General features: G+C 60.9%; 18 protein-coding genes and 1 other RNA gene. 7 read left to right on the top strand and 12 right to left on the bottom strand.

Translation table 11 applies throughout. The annotated features are described in order from the left end of the window. The first annotated feature begins 61 nt into the window (after positions 1-61). The 5 genes from ssrA to KF885_09090 all read left to right on the top strand — a co-directional run bounded on the left by ssrA (position 62) and on the right by KF885_09090 (position 4,479). Positions 62-446: a transfer-messenger RNA gene (gene ssrA / locus KF885_09110) on the top strand. 220 nt (positions 447-666) lie between these two features. Next, positions 667-1,518: a hypothetical protein gene (locus tag KF885_09105; protein MBX3049317.1), complete on the top strand. Its 852-nt coding sequence runs from the start codon at positions 667-669 to the stop codon at positions 1,516-1,518. Between the two features lie 326 nt (positions 1,519-1,844). Next, positions 1,845-2,843, top strand: coding sequence for an ATP-binding cassette domain-containing protein (locus KF885_09100; protein ID MBX3049316.1), 999 nt, complete (start codon positions 1,845-1,847; stop codon positions 2,841-2,843). Then, positions 2,840-3,688 (top strand): ABC-2 family transporter protein, encoded by an 849-nt coding sequence (locus KF885_09095; GenBank protein MBX3049315.1) that lies wholly within the window; start codon positions 2,840-2,842, stop codon positions 3,686-3,688. The genes KF885_09100 and KF885_09095 overlap by 4 nt, the downstream gene beginning before the upstream one ends. A gap of 2 nt (positions 3,689-3,690) precedes the next feature. Next, entirely contained in the window at positions 3,691-4,479 is a 789-nt protein-coding gene (locus KF885_09090; protein MBX3049314.1) for an ABC-2 family transporter protein, read from the top strand. A 58-nt stretch (positions 4,480-4,537) separates the two neighbouring features. Here the strand turns inward: KF885_09090 and KF885_09085 are convergent, their stop codons facing one another. Next, positions 4,538-5,749, bottom strand: a complete 1,212-nt coding sequence (locus KF885_09085) for a class I SAM-dependent methyltransferase (GenBank protein ID MBX3049313.1) — start codon at positions 5,747-5,749, stop codon at positions 4,538-4,540. 23 nt (positions 5,750-5,772) lie between these two features. Between KF885_09085 and KF885_09080 the strand changes: the two genes are divergently transcribed. Continuing rightward, a complete protein-coding gene (locus tag KF885_09080) occupies positions 5,773-6,852 on the top strand; it encodes an AlkZ family DNA glycosylase (GenBank protein ID MBX3049312.1) in 1,080 nt (359 codons plus the stop codon). A gap of 41 nt (positions 6,853-6,893) precedes the next feature. On the opposite strand, the gene KF885_09075 is transcribed toward KF885_09080, so the two are convergent. From KF885_09075 to KF885_09045, 7 genes are all read right to left on the bottom strand, one after another. Continuing rightward, complete coding sequence (locus tag KF885_09075; protein MBX3049311.1) at positions 6,894-8,102, bottom strand: aminotransferase class I/II-fold pyridoxal phosphate-dependent enzyme; 1,209 nt, start codon at positions 8,100-8,102, stop codon at positions 6,894-6,896. 128 nt (positions 8,103-8,230) lie between these two features. Next, positions 8,231-8,647: a hypothetical protein gene (locus tag KF885_09070; GenBank protein ID MBX3049310.1), complete on the bottom strand. Its 417-nt coding sequence runs from the start codon at positions 8,645-8,647 to the stop codon at positions 8,231-8,233. 1 nt (position 8,648) lies between these two features. Beyond that, positions 8,649-9,179 carry a flavodoxin gene (locus tag KF885_09065; GenBank protein MBX3049309.1) on the bottom strand — a complete coding sequence of 177 codons (531 nt, stop codon included), beginning with the start codon at positions 9,177-9,179 and terminating at the stop codon, positions 8,649-8,651. Positions 9,180-9,390: 211 nt separating this feature from the next. Continuing rightward, complete coding sequence (ligA, locus tag KF885_09060) at positions 9,391-11,418, bottom strand: NAD-dependent DNA ligase LigA (protein ID MBX3049308.1); 2,028 nt, start codon at positions 11,416-11,418, stop codon at positions 9,391-9,393. Between the two features lie 9 nt (positions 11,419-11,427). After that, positions 11,428-12,093: a dienelactone hydrolase family protein gene (locus tag KF885_09055; protein ID MBX3049307.1), complete on the bottom strand. Its 666-nt coding sequence runs from the start codon at positions 12,091-12,093 to the stop codon at positions 11,428-11,430. An 82-nt stretch (positions 12,094-12,175) separates the two neighbouring features. Continuing rightward, entirely contained in the window at positions 12,176-12,412 is a 237-nt protein-coding gene (acpP, locus tag KF885_09050) for an acyl carrier protein (protein MBX3049306.1), read from the bottom strand. Positions 12,413-12,533: 121 nt separating this feature from the next. Then, positions 12,534-15,005, bottom strand: a complete 2,472-nt coding sequence (locus tag KF885_09045; GenBank protein ID MBX3049305.1) for a DUF87 domain-containing protein — start codon at positions 15,003-15,005, stop codon at positions 12,534-12,536. A 99-nt stretch (positions 15,006-15,104) separates the two neighbouring features. On the opposite strand from KF885_09045, the gene fni reads away from it, so the two are divergent. Then, on the top strand, positions 15,105-16,139 hold the full coding sequence (gene fni / locus KF885_09040) for a type 2 isopentenyl-diphosphate Delta-isomerase (protein MBX3049304.1): 1,035 nt from the start codon (positions 15,105-15,107) through the stop codon (positions 16,137-16,139). Between the two features lie 114 nt (positions 16,140-16,253). On the opposite strand, the gene rsmD is transcribed toward fni, so the two are convergent. From rsmD to KF885_09020, 4 genes are all read right to left on the bottom strand, one after another. Then, positions 16,254-16,841, bottom strand: coding sequence for a 16S rRNA (guanine(966)-N(2))-methyltransferase RsmD (gene rsmD, locus KF885_09035; protein MBX3049303.1), 588 nt, complete (start codon positions 16,839-16,841; stop codon positions 16,254-16,256). Next, positions 16,838-17,350, bottom strand: coding sequence for an acyl-CoA thioesterase (locus KF885_09030; GenBank protein ID MBX3049302.1), 513 nt, complete (start codon positions 17,348-17,350; stop codon positions 16,838-16,840). Before KF885_09030 ends, rsmD begins: the two co-directional genes overlap by 4 nt. 62 nt (positions 17,351-17,412) lie before the next feature. Next, positions 17,413-17,952, bottom strand: coding sequence for a hypothetical protein (locus tag KF885_09025; GenBank protein ID MBX3049301.1), 540 nt, complete (start codon positions 17,950-17,952; stop codon positions 17,413-17,415). Positions 17,953-17,999: 47 nt separating this feature from the next. Then, on the bottom strand, positions 18,000-18,455 hold the full coding sequence (locus tag KF885_09020; GenBank protein MBX3049300.1) for a GtrA family protein: 456 nt from the start codon (positions 18,453-18,455) through the stop codon (positions 18,000-18,002). Positions 18,456-18,534 lie beyond the last annotated feature (79 nt).

The following is an 18,534-nucleotide window of genomic DNA, read 5'->3' as shown; positions in this document are numbered from 1 at the left end:
GAACTTTTAGAAAACCCTCTAATAAAACGCATATGTGCGAATGATACAATGTATTTTGCATGGGGATGACTGGCTTCGACGGTTGAGGCTGGTTGCACATTGCGAGCCGAGAGGCGCCGACCTCGTTAACTCAGCGCAAACTTTAAGTGCCAAAAGCACTGACTACGCAGCTCTGCCGCTCGCCGCGTAACACCGGTTAGCTAAGAACTGTCCGGCTCCTCGAGAGCCGCGTCTGCCCCGCCCTCCCTCCGGCTGGGTGGGAGCAGGCGAGACAATGCCGGAGTGCCGCGCCCGACCCCGTTACCGGCGCGAAAGACCTAACGGGTGGCCGCGTGAGCCCCCTTGTCGTTTGTGGGTCACGCGGTGACAAACACAACCGACTACGCTCGTAGACGTGTGCAAACCTAATCAGTCGGACGCGGGTTCGATTCCCGCCATCTCCACCTAATAGCCGCTGCCCAGCGGCTATTTTCTTTGCCGACAACATTTCCTTTTGTCAAAGTCCAGTGCATCGATTGAATCTGCGTATAATCTCGCCAACCGCTCGCTCAGCGGAATCTTATTCTAGGGAAATAGAAAATGAAACGACTTCTCCTCTTTGTTGCCTGTGGTCTCTTGCTATTAACCGCGTGCGCGCCTCAAGTGGACGCCGATGAGATTGCTGCTATGGTCGCCAGCACTCTGCAGGCGCAGCAAACCCTGGATGCTCCCCAACCGACCGAAGTCCCCAGCGGCCCCGGCACGGTCGAGGGCGCGGTCTGCTTCCCCAGCTCTGGCATCCCGCCCATGAACATCTACCTCACCAAAGTGGGCACACTGGAGACGCCGCTCAGCTTCTCCATCGGCCAGGACCAACAGAATTATTCCATTGAAGTGGCGGAAGGCACCTATCTGGCTTACGCCTGGCTGCCGGACCTCAGTTTGGGCGGCGCCTATACCAAAGCCGTGGCCTGCGGCCTGACCGCCGACTGCACGGACCATGATCTGGTGCAGTTCCACGTACCCGCAGGCGGCACGGTCAGTGGGATCGACATCTGCGATTGGTACACCGGGCCTGGCGACATCCCAGGACCGGACGGCAACTACTTCAACCCCGCGGGAGGCCAGAACAGCGGCACCCAGGGCATGGGCACTACCGGCAGCGGCAGTGGCCAGAGTTCGCCGAACACCGGCACCATTTCAGGCTACCTCAGTTACCCCAGCTCTTTCATCCCTGCGCTGAATGTGATCGCTTTCGACATGAACAACGACTACTTCTACTACATCACCACCAGCCAGGGCACCAGCTACTACGAGATCAGCAACCTGCCGCCCAGCACATACTATGTGGTGGCTTACCTGGCCGGGGAAGACTATGCGGCTGGCTACACCAACGCGGTGCCCTGTGGTCTCTCGGTGGATTGCCCCAATCACTACTACATTCCGGTGCTGGTCAATGCCGGCGACTTTGTTACCGAGGTCAATCCGCAGGACTGGTACGCGCCAGAGGGCACTTACCCGGCCAATCCGCTGCCGTAGTTGACAAATTTCCGGCTTGAGCGTATCATAGACCAAGCGTTCGCATGATGAACGACTTCAAGGTAAAGGAGGCTAGGATGAACACAACCCAATGCAGTACCACCCAGCCTCCTGAAGCGGCGTACTGACGCCGGTTCAATCCGCGAATCCCAAAACCGCAGGAGGCTCTCCTGCGGTTTTTTTATGCCTATATGGCATCTATGGAGAAAATTGATGTCAGAGATAAACAATTTCAATTATTATATTGACTTTTCTAATGAGATGTACTATTATCTTGCGAAGAAGTCAGTAAGTTTTCGCCTTTTCTAAAGTTTTTTGGAGGAATCTTGTCTACATATGGCATTCATGTCAAAAATCTGACCAAGGTCTACCGTGTGCCCGAGCGCGAAGCGGGTCTGAAGGCAGCTGTGGTCAGTTTGCTGCGGCGCAAGCACAAGGAAGTGCGCGCCGTAGACGGCATCACTTTCGACATTGAGCCCGGTGAAATCGTCGGCTTTCTTGGCCCCAACGGCGCCGGTAAAACCACCACGCTCAAGATGTTGTCCGGTTTGCTCTACCCCACCAGCGGCGAGCTCAGCGTGCTGGGCCACCTGCCGGAAAAGCGCCAGCGCGAGCTGCTGCAGCGCATCACGCTGGTGATGGGCCAGCGCAGCCAGCTCAACTGGGATATCCCCGCCATCGACTCTTACGATCTCTATCGCGCCATCTACGGCATCCCGCAGGAGCAGTTCACCAAAACCCGCGACGAGATGATCGCTTTGATGCAGTTGGAAGGGCTGGTCAACAAGCCGGTGCGCAACCTCTCGCTGGGCGAGCGCATGAAGGCTGAGATGGTCGGCGCGCTGCTGCACCAGCCGCAAGTGCTCTTCCTGGACGAACCCACCATCGGCGTGGACGTCACCATGCAGCGCCGCATGCGCACGTTCATCCAGGAATACAACCACAAGCACAAGGCGACCGTGCTGCTCACCAGCCATTACATGGCTGATGTGCAAGCCTTGTGCAAACGCGTCATCGTCATCCACCACGGCACCATCCTCTACGATGGTGACTTGGCCGGCCTGGTAGGTCGCTTCTCCGCCATGAAGACGCTGGTGGTCAGCACCAGCGACATGAACGGCAAAGCACCGGACATGGCCCAATACGGCAATGTGCTCAAAGCCGAGCCCAACCGCACCACCCTGCGGGTCAGCAAGGCCGAGGCCCCGCAGGTTACTGCCCGCTTGCTGGCTGACCTGCCAGTGACCGACCTGACCGTGGAAGACCCGCCGATCGAAGAGATCATCGAAACCGTCTTCGCCACGCCGGATGAGATCGCCCAATGAGCGCAGCCACACAGCCCGCGCAGGAACTGCCTGCCGCCACCCTAAGCGACCGCATCAAGATGTACATGGTCGCCGGACGCCAGGCCATCATTGAACAGTTGCAATACCGGCTGGCCAATATGATGTTCATGGTGCACATCCTCATCGAGCCGGTCATCTACTTGGTGGTGTGGACCACCGTCTCAGAGGCGCAGGGCGGCTCCGTCGGCGGCTACACTACTGCCCAGTTCGCCGGTTACTACATCATCTGGACCCTGGTGCGCCAGTTCAACCTCTCCATGGGACCGCACAGCTTCCACTGGCGCATCAAAGAAGGCCGCCTGGCGGCCGAGTTGCTGCGGCCCGTCCACCCGCTGCAGGTGGACATCGGTTATTACCTGGGCTACAAGATCCCTCAGGTGATCTACTGGCTGCCGATGGGCATCCTGCTCTGGCTGCTCTTCCGGCCCGAGGTGAACCCTGAGCTGTGGCAGATCCTGGTTTTCCCGGTGGCGTTGATGCTAGCGTTCTTCGTGCGCTTCTTGTTCATGTGGGTGCTGGGCCTGGTGTGCTTCTGGACCGAACGTGTGGATGCCATCTTCGAGCTCTACTTTGTGCTGGAGCTGCTCTTCTCAGGACGCCTGGTACCGCTGAGCGTGATGCCCGCCTGGGCCCAGACCGTAGCCAACTTCATGCCCTTCCAGTGGACCTTCTACTTCCCCATCGAGGTCTTGCTGGGCCGTGTGGATCCCCAAGCCTTGGGCTGGGGCTTGCTGGCCCAGCTGGCCTGGATCACGGGCGGCTATCTGTTCATCATGCTGGTCTGGAAACAGGCCATCAAGCACTTTACTGCGGTTGGGAGCTAAACATGCTGCGTGGATTTCAACTCTTCGGCCTGTTCTCTCGCATCAGCATCCTCAACGAGATGCAGTACCGGGCCAACTTCTTTATCCAGGTCTTTCAATCGGCCCTAACCTTGACGACCGGCCTGATCGTGATGAACGTAGTCTTCAGCTATACCCAAACCCTGGGCGGCTGGACCCACTCGGAACTGCTCGCCATCTACGGGGTGTTCTTCTTGATGTCTGGCATTGTCGGGGCGCTGATCTTTCCCAACATCTGGGCCTTCATGGAGGACGTACGTGAGGGCCGCTTGGACTTCATCCTCACCAAACCGGAGGATGCCCAAGTACTGATCAGCGTGCGCCAGTTAGCCCTGTGGCGCCTGGTGGATGTGATCATCGGCGTGGTGGTGCTGGCCATCGCCCTGACCCAAATCGGCCAGCAAGGCAGCTGGCTGCAGGCGTTGGCCTTTGGGACGGCCCTGTTGATGGGCGCGGTGATCCTGTACAGCATCATCCTCATCGCCAGCACGGCTGCCTTCTGGTCGGTGCGTGTTTGGGAGATGATGGAGATGATCGGCAGCATCTTCCAGGCCGGGCGCTGGCCGGTGGGCATCTACCCAGACTGGCTGCGCCTGGGCCTGACCTACTTGATCCCGGTGGCCTTTGCCGTAACCGTACCGGCAGAAGCGCTCACCGGCCGTCTGACCCCACAGACGCTGCTGTTCACCTTCTTCTTCACTATCTTTCTTGCGTTCATCTCCCGCAAGATCTGGTTCTACGGCCTGAAGAACTACACAGGCGCCTCAGCCTAAGCAAACAACGAAAACCGGCAGCCAGATGGCTGCCGGTTTTTTATTGCTTACCCGCAGGTTACTCCACTTCTATTAGCAGCCCCTTCAAATACTCCCCTTCAGGGAAGTTGAGCGCCACCGGGTGGTCCGGCCCGGCGCCCAGCCGCTGCAGAATGCGCGCCTCGACTCCGGCATCCAGTGCCGCACCGGCCACGATCTTCTGAAACAGGTCGGCGTCCACGCCGCCTGAGCACGAGAAGGTCAGCAACTGCCCGCCTGGACGCAGTAACTTGAGCGCCAGCAGGTTGATGTCTTTGTAGCCGCGGGCGGCCCGCTCAGCTTGTGCCCGAGTGGGCGCGAACTTGGGCGGGTCCAGCACGATCAAGTCGAACTGGCGGCCTTCGTCTCGGAAGCGCCGCAATACGTGAAAGACGTCGCCGCGCATCCAATCAGCCGCTTCCGGCGCAAAGCCATTGGCCGCCAGATTCTGGCGGGCCAATTCCAGCGCCGTCTCGGATTCCTCCACCAGCGTCACGCCCGCCGCCCCGCCCTTCAGAGCATTAAGCGCGAAACCCCCGCTATAGGCGAAGCAGTCCAACACTTGCCTGCCTTCAACCAGTGAACGCAGCAGCAGCCGGTTGGCGCGTTGGTCCAGATAGAAACCGGTCTTGTGCCCACTGGCCAGCTGCACCGCGAACTGCAGCCCATGCTCCTCGATGCTGAGCGTCTCTTCCGGCAGCTCTCCCCACAGCAGGCCGCTGCGCTCGGCCAGGCCTTCCAGCCGGCGCACATCCACATCGGAGCGTTCGTAGATCGCAGCGGGCTGGGTCATCTCGATCAGCAAGGCCACGATCTCATCTCGCCAGGCTTCTGCGCCCCAGCTGAGGCACTGCAGCACCAGCACCTGGCCGTAGCGGTCCACCACCAAGCCGGGCAACCTGTCAGACTCGGCGTGCACCAAACGCCAGCTGTCGCTGTGCGCCTTCAGCCCGCGGCGGGCATCCAGCGCCCGCTGCAGGCGCCGGCGCAGAAAATCACGGTCGATGGTTTCGTCTTCCTGCCAGGACCACACGCGGGCTTGGATCTGCGATTGCGGGCTGTAGGCAGCCCAGGCTAGGAATTCACCGGAAGCTGCGCACACCTGCACGGTCGCTCCAGGCTGCGGATTGCCGCGCGATTCTGCCACCGCGCCAGAGAAAACCCAGGGATGGCGGCGCTGCAACGAGCGCTCCCGGCCGGGTTTGAGGATCAATTGAGCTTGAGGGTTGTTCACAGGCCGATGATACGCCATCTCGCTCCAAGTAGAATGGTGAAATGCCAGCCAATCCGATTGGCGCCCTGCGCCTGAGCAGCCAGCGCATTCACTGCCCTCACCCGGGCAGCCTGCTGGAACTGCTAACCCACATGGGCGCCATGCAGGCGCAGGATTACGCCGCGGTAAAGTACGCCGTCGCGCGGCGCTTGGCTGCCCAGCCCAGTCAGGCCCAGATCGAAGCACTGATCGCCAGCAAGCAAGTGCTGCGCATGTGGAGCCTGCGCGGCACCATTCACCTGCTGCCCGCACCCGACGCCGCCTGGATCACGCGGCTGGTCTCGCCACGGCCACTGGCCGCCGGCAACCGCCTCCTGCAGGCGGAGCAGTTGGGGCCGGCTAAACTGGACAAGAGCATCACCGTGCTGCAGCAGGCGCTAGAAGGCGGCCACCTGCTGGAACGCAATCAACTCTATGCCCGGCTGGAGGCAGCCGGCCTGCCCACGGATGCCCAGCGCGGCTATCACTTGCTGGCCCACGCCGGCCTGCGCGGATTGCTGTGCATGGGGCCGTTGAGCGGCAGGCAGCCCACTTTCGCCTGGTTGGCGGACTGGGTCCCCAACTCCATCCAACTCAGCGAGCAAGAGGCCTTGGCCGAGCTGGCTCGGCGCTACTTCCGTAGCCACGGTCCGGCCCGGGTGGAAGATTGGATCTGGTGGAGCGGGCTGAGCGTGAAGCAAGGTAAAGGCGCCCACGAAATGATCCGTCCAGAACTGGAGCATGAAGTCGTCGATGGGATGAGCTATTGGATGGGCGGAGAACCGCAGAGGGCCAAGGACTTCTACCTGCTGCCCGCCTTTGATGAATTCATCGTGGGCTACCAGGACCGCTCCATGGTGGTTCCGCCCGACCTGATCGGCGCGCTGATGCCTTACAAGAACGGCCTGATCCAGGCCGTGATGGTGCAGGACGGCCAGGTACTGGGTACCTGGAAACGCACCCTGAACAAAGACCGGCTCACCTTTGAGGTCGCCCCCTTCGCCACGCTAAACGCCCAGCAAGCCCGCCAGCTGCAAGAAGCCGCTGAAGGCTATGCCGCCTATCTGGGCGCTACACTGCACAAGATAAACGGCCTGCGCTGAGCGCAGGCCGTTTTAGCATCTTTATCTTGCAGCGATTCCAGCTAGATCACGCCTAACTTCTTGCCCGCCTCAGCGATGATGTCCATGGCGTGCTCGATCTCTTCCGGTTCGTGGGCGGCCGTGACCGTGGCGCGCAGACGCGAGAGGCCTTCCGGCACGGCCGGTGAGACCACAGGCAGCACGAAGACGTCCTTGTTTTGCACCTCACGGGTCATGGCGTAGGCCAGCTCGTCCGTGCCGCACACCACCGGCACAATCGCCGTCTCAGTCTGCAGGGTGTCAAAGCCGCGGCTCTTGATGCCTTCAATGAACTGCTTGGAATTGGCCCACAAACGCTGCATGCGCTCCGGCTCTTCCAGGATCACCTGGAAGGCGGCATTAGCCGCCGCGGCCTGCGCCGGTGGCAGCGCCGCCGAGAAAATGTAGGCCCGGCTGGCATGCCGCAGGAAATTGATCACATCCTTCTTCCCCGCGATGTAACCGCCGACCGAAGGAATGGTCTTGCTCAGCGTGCCCATCTTGATATCGATCACATCGTCCATGCCGTAGTGCTCTTCAATGCCGCGGCCGGTGGCGCCGAGAACGCCAACCGAGTGCGCTTCATCGATCATCAGCCAGGCATGGTGCTTGCGGGAGAGCTCGACAATCCGCGGCAGATCAATGATGTCGCCATCCATGCTGAACACGGAATCGGCGATGACCATCTTGGTGGCATTGGCTGGGGCTTCTTCCAAGCGGCGCTGCAGGTCGTCCAGGTCATTGTGCTTGAAGCGTACAAAGCGCGCGCCGGACATCATGCAACCGTCCACAATGCTGGCGTGATTGAGCTTGTCAGAAAAAACGTAGTCGTGGCGTCCCAACATGGTCGAGACCACGGTCAGATTGGTGGCGTAGCCTGAAGTATAGGTAATCGCCGCTTCGGCATTCTTGAAACTGGAAATAGTCTGCTCCAGCTCCTCATGCAGTTCCAGCGTGCCGGCCAGGCTACGCACGCCGTGCGTGCCCGTGCCATACTTGTCAATGGCCGCCTTGGCGGCTTCGTTGATCTTGGGGTGGCCGATCAGGCCCAAATAACTGTAAGAGGCGAACATGCCCATCTCGCGACCATGTACCAACACGCGCGCCCCACCGCGCAGCTCCGTAATAGGCTGGTTGTAATGGTAGAGATCCGCATCCTGCGCCAAGCTGACGCGTTGCAATATGGCGTCAATTCGCTTGGTGACATTGTCTTCAATTCGTGGAAAATTCATCTACTCTCCTGGAAACTGAGAGTGAGTTTAGCTTAGGCGGTGCGGGCTGTCAACCGAGCAACGCACAGGGCGGGCCAGCCGGCCCGCCCTGCTAAACTCCATCTGTTGATTCGTCTATCGACTGCAGGTTAATTCATGGAGGGCCGGTAACGGCCACTGCTCCAGGGCCGGGCCTCTACCAGCACTGGCCCCGTGGGGTATTCAAGTGCCTCAAACTGGTCCTGTTCCCCCAGGGCCAGCACGGCCTCTTCCACCAGCAGCACCAACTGCAGCATATCGTTGGCGCTCAGGTAGAGCGCCAGATCGGGGAAGCGCAGTTCGAAGTTGCCTTTGCTGTCCTGGTTCAGCCGGCAGGACGGGTTGCTCAACTGCTGGCGAGCAGAACCGATCGTGACCTGATGCAGCATCTGCGCCAATTGCTGAAAATTGTGGCGCGGGATGTGCACAGAAAGCGAACCCCAGTTCAGGTGCAGCGCATTGTGGTTGCAAAGCGCGACCGTATGGAACGCGTCCAGCTTGGCGATCGTGCGCTGGTGGTGAGACATGCTAACCTGCCTGCGCCGCCAAATTAAACTCGGCGACCAGTTGCTCCACCCAAGCGGCCACCCGGCCCTCGGTCAGTTCGCGCTGGTTGTCGTCGTCCAGAGACAGGCCCATGAACTTGCCATCTTCCACACCCAGCGACTCATCAAATTCAAAGCCATCCGTGGAGGTGAAACCCACCAGCGTGGCGCCGCGCTCGCGCAGCTTATTGCCCAGCAGACCCAGACAATCCTGGAAAGTGGCCGGGTAGCCGCGCTGGTCGCCCTGCCCAAACAGAGCCGCCTTCTTTCCAGCCAGTTGCAGGCTGTCCAGGTCATCCCAGTTGTTCTTCCAGTCTTCCTGCAATTCACCGATATCCCAGGTGGGGATGCCCAAAACCAGGCAGTCGTAATCCTGCATCTTGCTGACCGGGTCGGCCATCACATTGAACAGGTCCACTTCCAGACCGCGTTGCTGCAAGTCTTTCTGAATGAGCTCGGCGGCATTTTCCGTATTGCCGGTGGATGAACCAAAAAACAAACCAATCTTTGCCATGCTGCTCCTCAAAGCGTAGTGAATGTACGCAGAGTGTAGGAGCAGCGTGGTCAAAAATCTATGCTGTTGGTGGAGAAAGAAAATGCGCCGCGGTTAACTACGAATTCAACCAGGGTCAAAGCAAAGTTATATAAAACTACAAGCGCTGTAGGGCTGATGTTGCCGCAGTTGTGGTCTTGTGGAACGGGTGATTACTCCGCCAAGCTAGCGCTTAGCCGGCTCCGGCCAAAGCCTTGAGCGCATCTTCGTCCAGGGTGGTGATGCCCAATTCGCGGGCTTTGTCCAGCTTGGAACCGGCATCCTCCCCCACCACTACATACGAAGTTTTGGCGCTCACCGAGCCAGAGACTTTGCCACCCAGGCTTTCAATGAGCTGCTGGGCTTCTTTGCGGCTCATGCTGGGCAGCGTGCCGGTGATGACGAAGGTCCGGCCGGCAAAGGGCTGTGGGCCGCTGGGCGCCTTAGGAGGCACCGACTGCGGCCAGAAGCCAGCCGCCTTGAGCTTGGCCAGCACGCGCTGGTTGGCTGGCTTAGAAAACCAATCGGTGATCGCCTCGGCGATGCTGGGACCAATGCCCTCGATATCGTCAATATCATCCATGCTGGCGGCAGCCAGCTCGTCCAGATTGCGGTACTTGCGCGCCAGCATCTGGGCCACCACATCGCCCACGCCGCGGATGCCCAGCGCATAGACCAGCTGGGCCAGGGAGCGCGTCTTGGAGGTCTGAATGGAGGCCAGCAGGTTGTCGGCTTTCTTGTCGGCAAAGCCTTCCACCTGAAGCAGGTCTTCCCGCGTCAGGCTGTACAGGTCGGCCACGTCTTTGACCAGGCCGGCCTGCACTAGTTGCTCGACGATCTTGATGCCCAAGCCGACAATGTCCAGCGTGCTGCGTGAGACAAAATGTTCGATGTTGCGCACCAACTGCTCCGGGCAGGCACTGTTGATGCAATACCAGGCCACCTCGCCCTCAATATGCTCCACCGGCTGCTGGCAGACCGGACAGACCTGCGGCGGTACATAGGGCGTTTCGGCACCGCTGCGAGCGGCCAACACGGGGCCGATCACATACGGGATGACATCGCCGGCGCGCTTGACCAGCACGCGATCACCGACGCGGATATCTTTCTCAGCGATGAAGTCGAAGTTGTGCAAGGTGGCTTGGCGCACGATCACGCCGCCAATCTCCACCGGCTCCAGCATGGCGTACGGCGTCAGCACGCCGGTACGGCCGACATTGACGCCGATCCCGTGCAGCTGGGTGGTGACTTCGATGGCCGGGAACTTGTAGGCGATGGCCGCCCGCGGGTCTTTGCCCACCACGCCTAGATCATCAGACAGTCTCAGGTCGTCCACTTTGACGACCATGCCATCCACTTCGTAGGGCAGTTGGTCACGGGCCTCTTTCCACTCGGCGTAGGCGGCCAGGACTTCATCCAACCCCGCGCACAAGCGCGACTCGGCCGCCACGGGGAAGCCCAGCTGGCGCAAATAGTCCAACGTCTCCCATTGGGTGGCAGGCAGGCGCCCGTCGGCAGCTACGATGTTGTACACATACAGCGCCAGCGGGCGCGCAGCGGTGATGCCGGGGTCCAGCTGCCGCAGGGTGCCGGCCGCGGTATTGCGGGCGGTCTGGTAGATCTGCCCACCCGCCTCTGCCTGGCGTTTATTGAGCGCTTCGAAATCGGCCTTATAGAAGAAGACTTCACCGCGCACAAACAGGTCTGCCGGGGGCTGAGGGCCGCCGGGTTTGGCCGGAATGCGCAGCGGCAGCGAGCGCAGTGTGCGCAAGTTGGCGGTCACGTCCTCGCCCACTTCCCCGTTGCCGCGCGTGGCGCCTTGCACGAACAAGCCATTCTGATAGTGCAGCACGATGGACAGGCCATCCAATTTGGGCTCCGCCACAAAGCGGGTGCGCGCCACGCGCTCGTCCAGGCGCGCAATGCGCTCAAACCAGGCGCGCAAGTCCACCTCGCCAAAGGCATTGGCCAAACTCAAGATGGAGGCGGGATGGGTGACTTTGACAAAACGCGCCGAAGGCTGTGAACCAGTCCGCTGGGTCGGCGAATCAGCCGTGACCCACTCGGGATGCTCTTCTTCGATGGCACGCAGTTCGGCCAGCATGTGATCGTACTCGGCGTCGCTGATCACCGGTTCGTCCAGCACATGGTAACGGTAGTTGTGTTCGCGCAGGGCGGCGCTCAACTCCTCCAGATGCTTACGCAGCGCTTCGTCGCTCATAGGCAAAAATTATACAACGGCCATGAATTCGGCCAACTGGCGGGCGCAATCGGCCGCCAGCTTGTGGCCCGTCTCGGCCTCACAATATTGCACCTGGGCGCCGGCGGCGGTTAGCTGTTGCTCAGCCTGGCGCGCCAGGCTGACGGGCACCGTCTCGTCCTGGGTGCCATGCGCCATGAAGATGGGCAGCCCAGCCAAGCTCGCCAACTGGCTTTCTGCACCGCCCGGCAAAAAGCCGGCCAACGCCGCCAGGCGGGTGACGCCCTGTGGCTGGCTTAGGGCCCAGCCGAAGCTAAAGGCCGCCCCCTGGCTAAAGCCGACAAAGCCGGCGCGCGTGAAGTCCGCGCTGGCATAGCGAGCCGCAGCCGCAGCCACCAGGCCGCCAAAGCTTTCCAGGGCGGGTTGAAAGGCCGGCAGCGGGCTGAATTCGCGGGAGCGCTGCGTGACCCAGCTGTAGCCATCCAACTCAGCGTGCTGTGAGGGGTACGGCGCCCGCGGCGCCAACAACAAGGCGTCCTTGGGCATGCGCGCTGCGAAGACCCACATGGAGCGCTCATCACCGGTCCACCCGTGGATCATCCACACCACGCGGCGCGGCTCAGAGCCGTCCAGCGGCGGGCGCACTTTCAGCGTCCAGCCGTCCAATTCCAGATCTGTCAACATTTCGGGAAACACGTGGCAGATAATACCCTTGTTTGCTTGCGGGCAACAAAAAAGCGCAGCCTAAGCTGCGCTTTTTGATGGCGGAAAAAGAAACTTACTTCTTCTGGGCCTCAATATAGTCCACGGCGTGACCCACGGTGGTAATGCCTTGGGCGTCTTCGTCGGAAATCTCAATGCTCATCTTGTCTTCGAGAGCCATGATCAGTTCGACAATATCCAGCGAATCGGCTTCCAGATCCTCACGGAAGCGAGCTTCGCGGGTGACCTTGCCTTCATCAACACCGAGCAATTCGATAATGGTGCTCTTCACTTGTTCAAACGTGTCTGCCACTTCAAGCCTCCTAAGCTATCAAACTGGGCAATTGTACCTATCAAGGGTGGCTTGTCAAGCAAGCCAAGGCACAGCGGCAACTGCACCTTTCAGACACAGGAACACTCCCTCGTGGGGAAAGTTACGCCTGAAAGGCGGGAATTTCCACCGAGCGGCCGCCCACATCCACCAGGTGGTGCGGCAGCCAGACGATGCCAAACAGGCTGACAAACACATCGCTGCGCGTGGGCTGCACGCTGATCTGGGTGATGCGCTGGGCAACTTCGTCCCAGCGGGCATCGATCTCGTCGACCAGCGATTTGGCTTCTTCGTTGAGCGCGGCGGCTTCTGTCTCCAGCTGTTTGATCTCTTCCTTAGTGGCCTCCACATTGGCGGCCGCCTCAGAGGTCAGGCGCCGTTTGGTCAGCGAAGTGGTTAAAGTGCGGCGGCGGCCCAGGAACAAGCTCAGGATGTTCTCAGCGTGGGTACCATATTCTTCCAGACGGCGATCGGAGGCGCGCTGTTCCTTCTGGCTCAGGCCCAGACGGTACTTGGCCAGTTTCTTCTGCAGCGCATCCAGCTTCTTTTCGATCTGCTTGCTGGCTTTCTCGATCTCGTCGTCCCGCTTGGCGTCGGCGGCGGCCTGGGTCAGTCTGAGGAACTCCTCGCGGCTCAGCTCCGGCCCGCCATAGACCTTCAGGTCATCGTTGGCCCACACTTGAGCTTCCCCGGCCCGGTAGACCCAGTCGCTGAACTCGCGTTCCAGGTTCTTGAGCTGCTTCTCGTCGGCCAGGGCGCCGTTTAGCTCAGCGAAACTGGCATCTTCCAGGGGGCGCGCCTCCAGTCGGCGCTCATCAACCGGCTCGCTCTCAAAGTCATCCCAGCGCAGCGTGCGGCCGTCCAGGTAGTCCACCAGGGCGGCCTTGTGCATCTCGGAGTCCAGGTTGTATTTGCGCTGGCTGAAACGCACCTGCGCCTGGGCGATCAGCGCCGGGCGGTAGACGTACCCCACGCGCTTGGCGCCGGCCGGGAGCTCGCGGCGGTTGGCCTGGGCCGAGGCTTCCAGACTTAAGCCGGCGGGCATGAAGACTTCCTGCACGCCAGATGGGGCGATGGGTTTGCTCAGGGTGATCTCGTCCATTTTGGTCTTCTCCTTATCCGCCCCGCCTTTGGCTTGGCTGGCTGCACGCGACGGCGCAGCGGGCGCACTCTTTTTGCCTTTCAGTGAATTCAGTTCAGGGATCTGGCTGCGCGTCAGCGGGCCAGGCAAGTAGTTCATCGCCCAGCGGGTCTCAAACACCACGGGCTCTTTTTCATGCACATTGTGCAGCAAGAAGACGCGTTTCCCCAGGCCGGAAATGATGCGGCCGTAATCCGCGCGCTTGAAGTTGCTGTGTTGGGCGCCTTCCAGGCCGTCCAACAGGCGCTCTTTGTCGCGTTCGGTTTGCAGTTTGCCGATGAACCAGGTGCCCGCATTGGATAACGCTTTGTAATCCACGTCCACCGGGTTCTGCGTAGCCAGCAGTTGGCCCACGCCGAAGGCGCGCGCCTGCTTGAGCATACGCAGCATGGGCGCCTTGGAAGGCGGCGCAGCCACCGGCGGCAGGTACCCGTGGATCTCGTCAAAGTAGACGATCGCCCGCAGCGAACCGCTGCCTTTCTGGCCGTACATCCAGGTCTCCACCGCCGAGTACAACAGGGTGACGAAGAACATGCGCTCCGCCTCGGCCAGGTGATTGAGCGTGAAGATGCAGTGGCGCGGCTTGCCTTCCGGCGTGTACAACAGCTGGGCGATGTCCAGCGGCTGGCCCTGCAGCCAGGCCTGGAAGCTGGGCGCGGCCAAAATGTTGTTGAGCTTCAAGGCCAATGCGGCCCGTTCCCGGGCGGGGAAGAAGCTGTCCAGGTCGAGGATACCGATCTTCTCCAGCGGCGGATTCTGCACCTGGCGGATCAAATCCTCCAGCTTCAGGTCCCGTCCCGCGGACCAGGCGTACTCGAACAGATTGGCCAGCAGGATGTGCTCCCGCGTCTTGACCGGGTCAATATCCTTGAGTCCCACCAGCCCCAGGATGGCGGTGGCCGTGGAGGCAATCCGTTCACGGATGACCTCCTGGTTGCCCGCCCAGTCCAGGTCTGGCGCGGCCAGCGAGGCCAGGATGCTGACCGGCAGCCCGGCGGTGGAGCCGGGCGTGTAGACGGCGAAGTCGGCCGCTTCGTCCAGGGCGCGGATACGCTCCGGGCCGATGCCCCACTCGGCCAAGCCCTGCTTCCAGATCGCCGCGGTTTGTTCAGCCAGCTGTGCAGTGCTCTTGCCCTCACGGCGCGCCTCGTCCGGGTTGATCCACGGCTCAAAGTTTTCAGGGCGCAGCTCAGGAAAGTGCAGCAAGGCATTGGTAATGTCGCCCTTGGGGTCAATCACCAAGGCCGGGATCTTTTGCAGGGCGGCCTCTTCCAAAATATCAATGCACAAGCCGGTCTTGCCGGAGCCGGTCATGCCAAATACGACGCCGTGCGTGACTAGATCGTCCGGGTCGTACATCAGATCGGTTTTGCTGGTTTTGCCCGCCTTAAGGTCACGCAGGCGGCCCAGATAAAAGTGCTTGTCCTTGCTCATGCAATACTCCGTATCCGCCACATGATAACATCGCTTAACTGGAGCTTAATTGACACCCGATTCGGCGGCTGGTAGACTCACGCCACGAAGGACAAGCCGATGCCGACCAAAAAATCCACTACCAGCTCCCGCAAAGCCGACCATATCCGCATCAACTTGGAAGAAGACGTGCGTTCCGGCCTGACCACCGGCCTGGAACGCTATTTTTTCCTGCACAGCGCATTGCCCGAGCTGGATCTGGAGGAGGTCGATCTGGGCGTGGAGATCTTCGGCAAGCAGCTCAAGGCGCCCTTGCTGATCTCCGCCATGACCGGCGGCAGCGACGAGGCCACCGCCATCAACCTGCGCTTGGCGGAAGCCGCCCAGGTCAACGGCATAGCCATGGGGCTGGGCAGCCAGCGCGCCGCCATCGAGGACGCCAAGCTGGAAGCCAGTTTCCAGGTGCGTAAAGTGGCCCCGGGTATTTTGCTCTTCGCCAATATTGGCGCCGTGCAGCTGAATTACGGCTACGGTCTCAACCACTTGCAGCGCGCAGTGGATATGGCCCAGGCTGATGCCCTGGTGCTGCACCTCAATGCCCTGCAGGAAGCCGTGCAGCCGGAGGGCGACACCAACTTCAGCGGCCTGCTCAAGAAGATCGAAATTATGTGCAAGCAACTGCCTGTGCCGGTGGTGGTCAAAGAGGTCGGCTGGGGCATTTCAGCTGAAGTGGCTAAGCAGCTGGCCCGTGCCGGAGTGCAAGCCATTGATGTGGCCGGGGCCGGCGGCACTTCCTGGACCCAGGTGGAGATGCACCGCGCCAAGAAGCCCAGCCAGGCCCGCCTGGCCGCCGCCTTCGCCGACTGGGGCATCACCACCAGCGAGTCGATCATCCAGGTGCGCGAGGCGCTGCGCAGTATGCGCATCTTCGCCTCCGGCGGCCTGCGCTCAGGCGTCGACATCGCCAAGTGCATCGCCCTCGGCGCCGAGCTGGGCGGCATGGCCGGCCCATTCCTAAAGGCCGCCAACCAATCCACCAAGGCTGTCAGTGAAACCATCGAGGAAGTCGCCCGCGAGCTGCGGGTGACCATGTTTGCCGCCGGGGCGGCGGATATCGCCAGTTTGCAGCGCGTGCCACTTGTGTTGAGGAGTTAACCTACTCAGTCATTGCGAGGAGGCCCGGCGCAGCCGGCGTTGCGCACGCATCGCAGCCGTCGAAGCAATCTATACGTTGGAGTGCGTATCTAGATTGCTTGACTCACCTAGCGACTACGCTGTTGGCTCGCTCGCAATGACAGGCCCCTTCCGCTCGTAAAACACCAACAGCGTGTTGCCATATTTGCGCTGATCAAATTCTTCCAGGTTTTGCAACTCCAGCGCTTCATACTCGCGTGGGTCGATCTGCACGATCGTCCAGCCATCGTCCACCAGCCAATCCGGCTGGGCGTCCACCGCCAGCAAAGCCCGCTGCCACAGCTTGTGATACTGCGGTGGGGCAATAAAGACATAGTCGAAAGCCCGGCCCGGCTTGCCCGCCAGGTGGGTAAAGGCATCCCCCAGAAATATCTCAGCCCCCTGCCCCAGACCAGTGGTCTGTAAATTTTGGCGCACGGTTTCCACGGCAGCGCGCTTGTTGTCCAAAAAGCGCACAAACCCGGCCCCGCGGCTGAGCGCCTCGATCCCCACCGCACCGGTGCCGGCAAAGACGTCCAACAGCGCCGCACCTTGCAGACTGGGTTGCAGAATATTGAAGAGGGCTTCTTTGGCCCGGTCGGTGATCGGCCGGGTGCTGTCGCCCGGCACCGGGCGCAGCCGACGGCCGCGGGCGCTGCCGCCTATCACACGCGGCGCGCTCATGCGTTGTTGGTGCGCAGGCTCTCGGTCTGGCGCGACTGGCTCAGGCGGTACGCCTGGCGGGCGGCGCCCAGTTCCATGCGCTTACGCTCGAATTCGGTTTCGGGTTGCAGCGGCGGCACCGGAGCCGGCTTACCGTTCTCATCCAACGCCACGTAGACCAAATAGGCGGTGTTGGTGTGCCACTTCTCACCGGTGGTCGGGTTCTCGGCAAACACCGAGACTTCGACTTCCATCGAGGTGCTGCCCACATAACTGACCTCGCCGGTCAGCGTGACCAGGTCGCCGATGCGGATGGGATGCTGGAAGGTCATGCGATCGATCGCCACCGTCACCACGCGTTTGTGCGCATGGCGCATGCAGGCCAGCGCGCCGGTCTCGTCGACCAGTTTCATGATGTGGCCGCCGTGCACATTGCCCTGAATATTGGCTGCGGTCGGGTTCATCAACTGCGACATGATCACCCGTGAAGCGGAGACCGGTTGCGGAGCTAGGGGTTTGGACTTAGACATAACGGTATGCCCAATTATAGAGGCAAGTTCGATGTTAGACGGGTGAAGTGAGAAGTTGCGGGTTAACCCAGCAAGGGGTTGCGAGATCGCCGAAAGCGGCGACGCAGGTCCCACCAGGCGGCTTTGAGCGCAGCCTTCTGCCAAAGCAGGAAAGCCGAGCCCAGCATCTTGAAAGAGCTATTCATTTGCAGCCACTCGGCGTGCAGCGTTTTGCGCACAGCTCGCCAGGCGAAACCGAACAGGCGCGAATGGCGCTGCCCCCAGCTCCAACGCACGAGCTTGACAAATGCCCGGTGCCAGAGAGAGGACAGCCAAGCTGAAATACGCAACCCTAACGAGAGTTCGCGGCGGTTGGCGCTCAGCCACTGTCGCCCGGTTCGCCCCCAAAAGCGCCGCGCGTCGGGCAGCCGCTGGCTGACAGGCCGCGGCTGAACTTGCTGCGGCAGGCGCGCCGCCAGCGCTGTCCCGGCGCGAGCCGGCAAGGTCCTCAGGCGGTCAGCCAGCGATGGCTGCGGCGGGAAGACTTTGTCGGCCAGGGAAGTCGGCGCAGGTGGCTCAATAGCTGGCACAGGGGCGCGTTCGGGGCGAAGAGTTAGTTCCACAGGACAACTGTACCCGTAAAGTATCGGAATTTGCTAAGAAGAATGTACTACTCGACATCGCCGAAAGTCCAGCGGCGGTTGACGAAGTAGTTCCACAGCATGACCACAGCGATGGCCCCGGCCAGAGCCAGGTTGTGCGCCAGCCAGCTAGCATTGATGTCCAACGGCAGCTGCAGCGGGTCCATCACTGTATGCAGGGTGGCAGCCAGCCAAGCGAAGATGGGCGTGCGGATCAGCAGGCCGATCAGATTGACCAGCAAGTATTGCCCCAACTGTACGCGCAGGCGCTTGCTGCGCGCGTCTCGAAAGGTCCAGTTGCGATTGAGAATGAAATTGCTGGTGACCGCCGCCGCGAAAGAAATCCCCTGCGACAGGATCTCAGGCAGACCCACCAAAAAGGCGGCCAGGTTGAAGACCAAATAGTCCACCAAGGTGCCCACACCACCCACGATGGCAAATTTCACGAAGCGTTTTTGTTCTCGGCGAGAAGAAAGAAGGCTCATGCCCACCTGTCAGTAATTAATTAACAAGTCCATACACACAAGCCTAGAGTATAAACCCAGCCACGCAATATCCCAAACT

The sequence above is a fragment of the Anaerolineales bacterium genome (genome assembly GCA_019637805.1).
Classification (GTDB): Bacteria; Chloroflexota; Anaerolineae; order Anaerolineales; family UBA11579; genus JAMCZK01.
The sequence above is the reverse complement of the archived record's forward strand: the minus strand, read 5'-3'. Positions and strand labels throughout refer to the sequence as shown.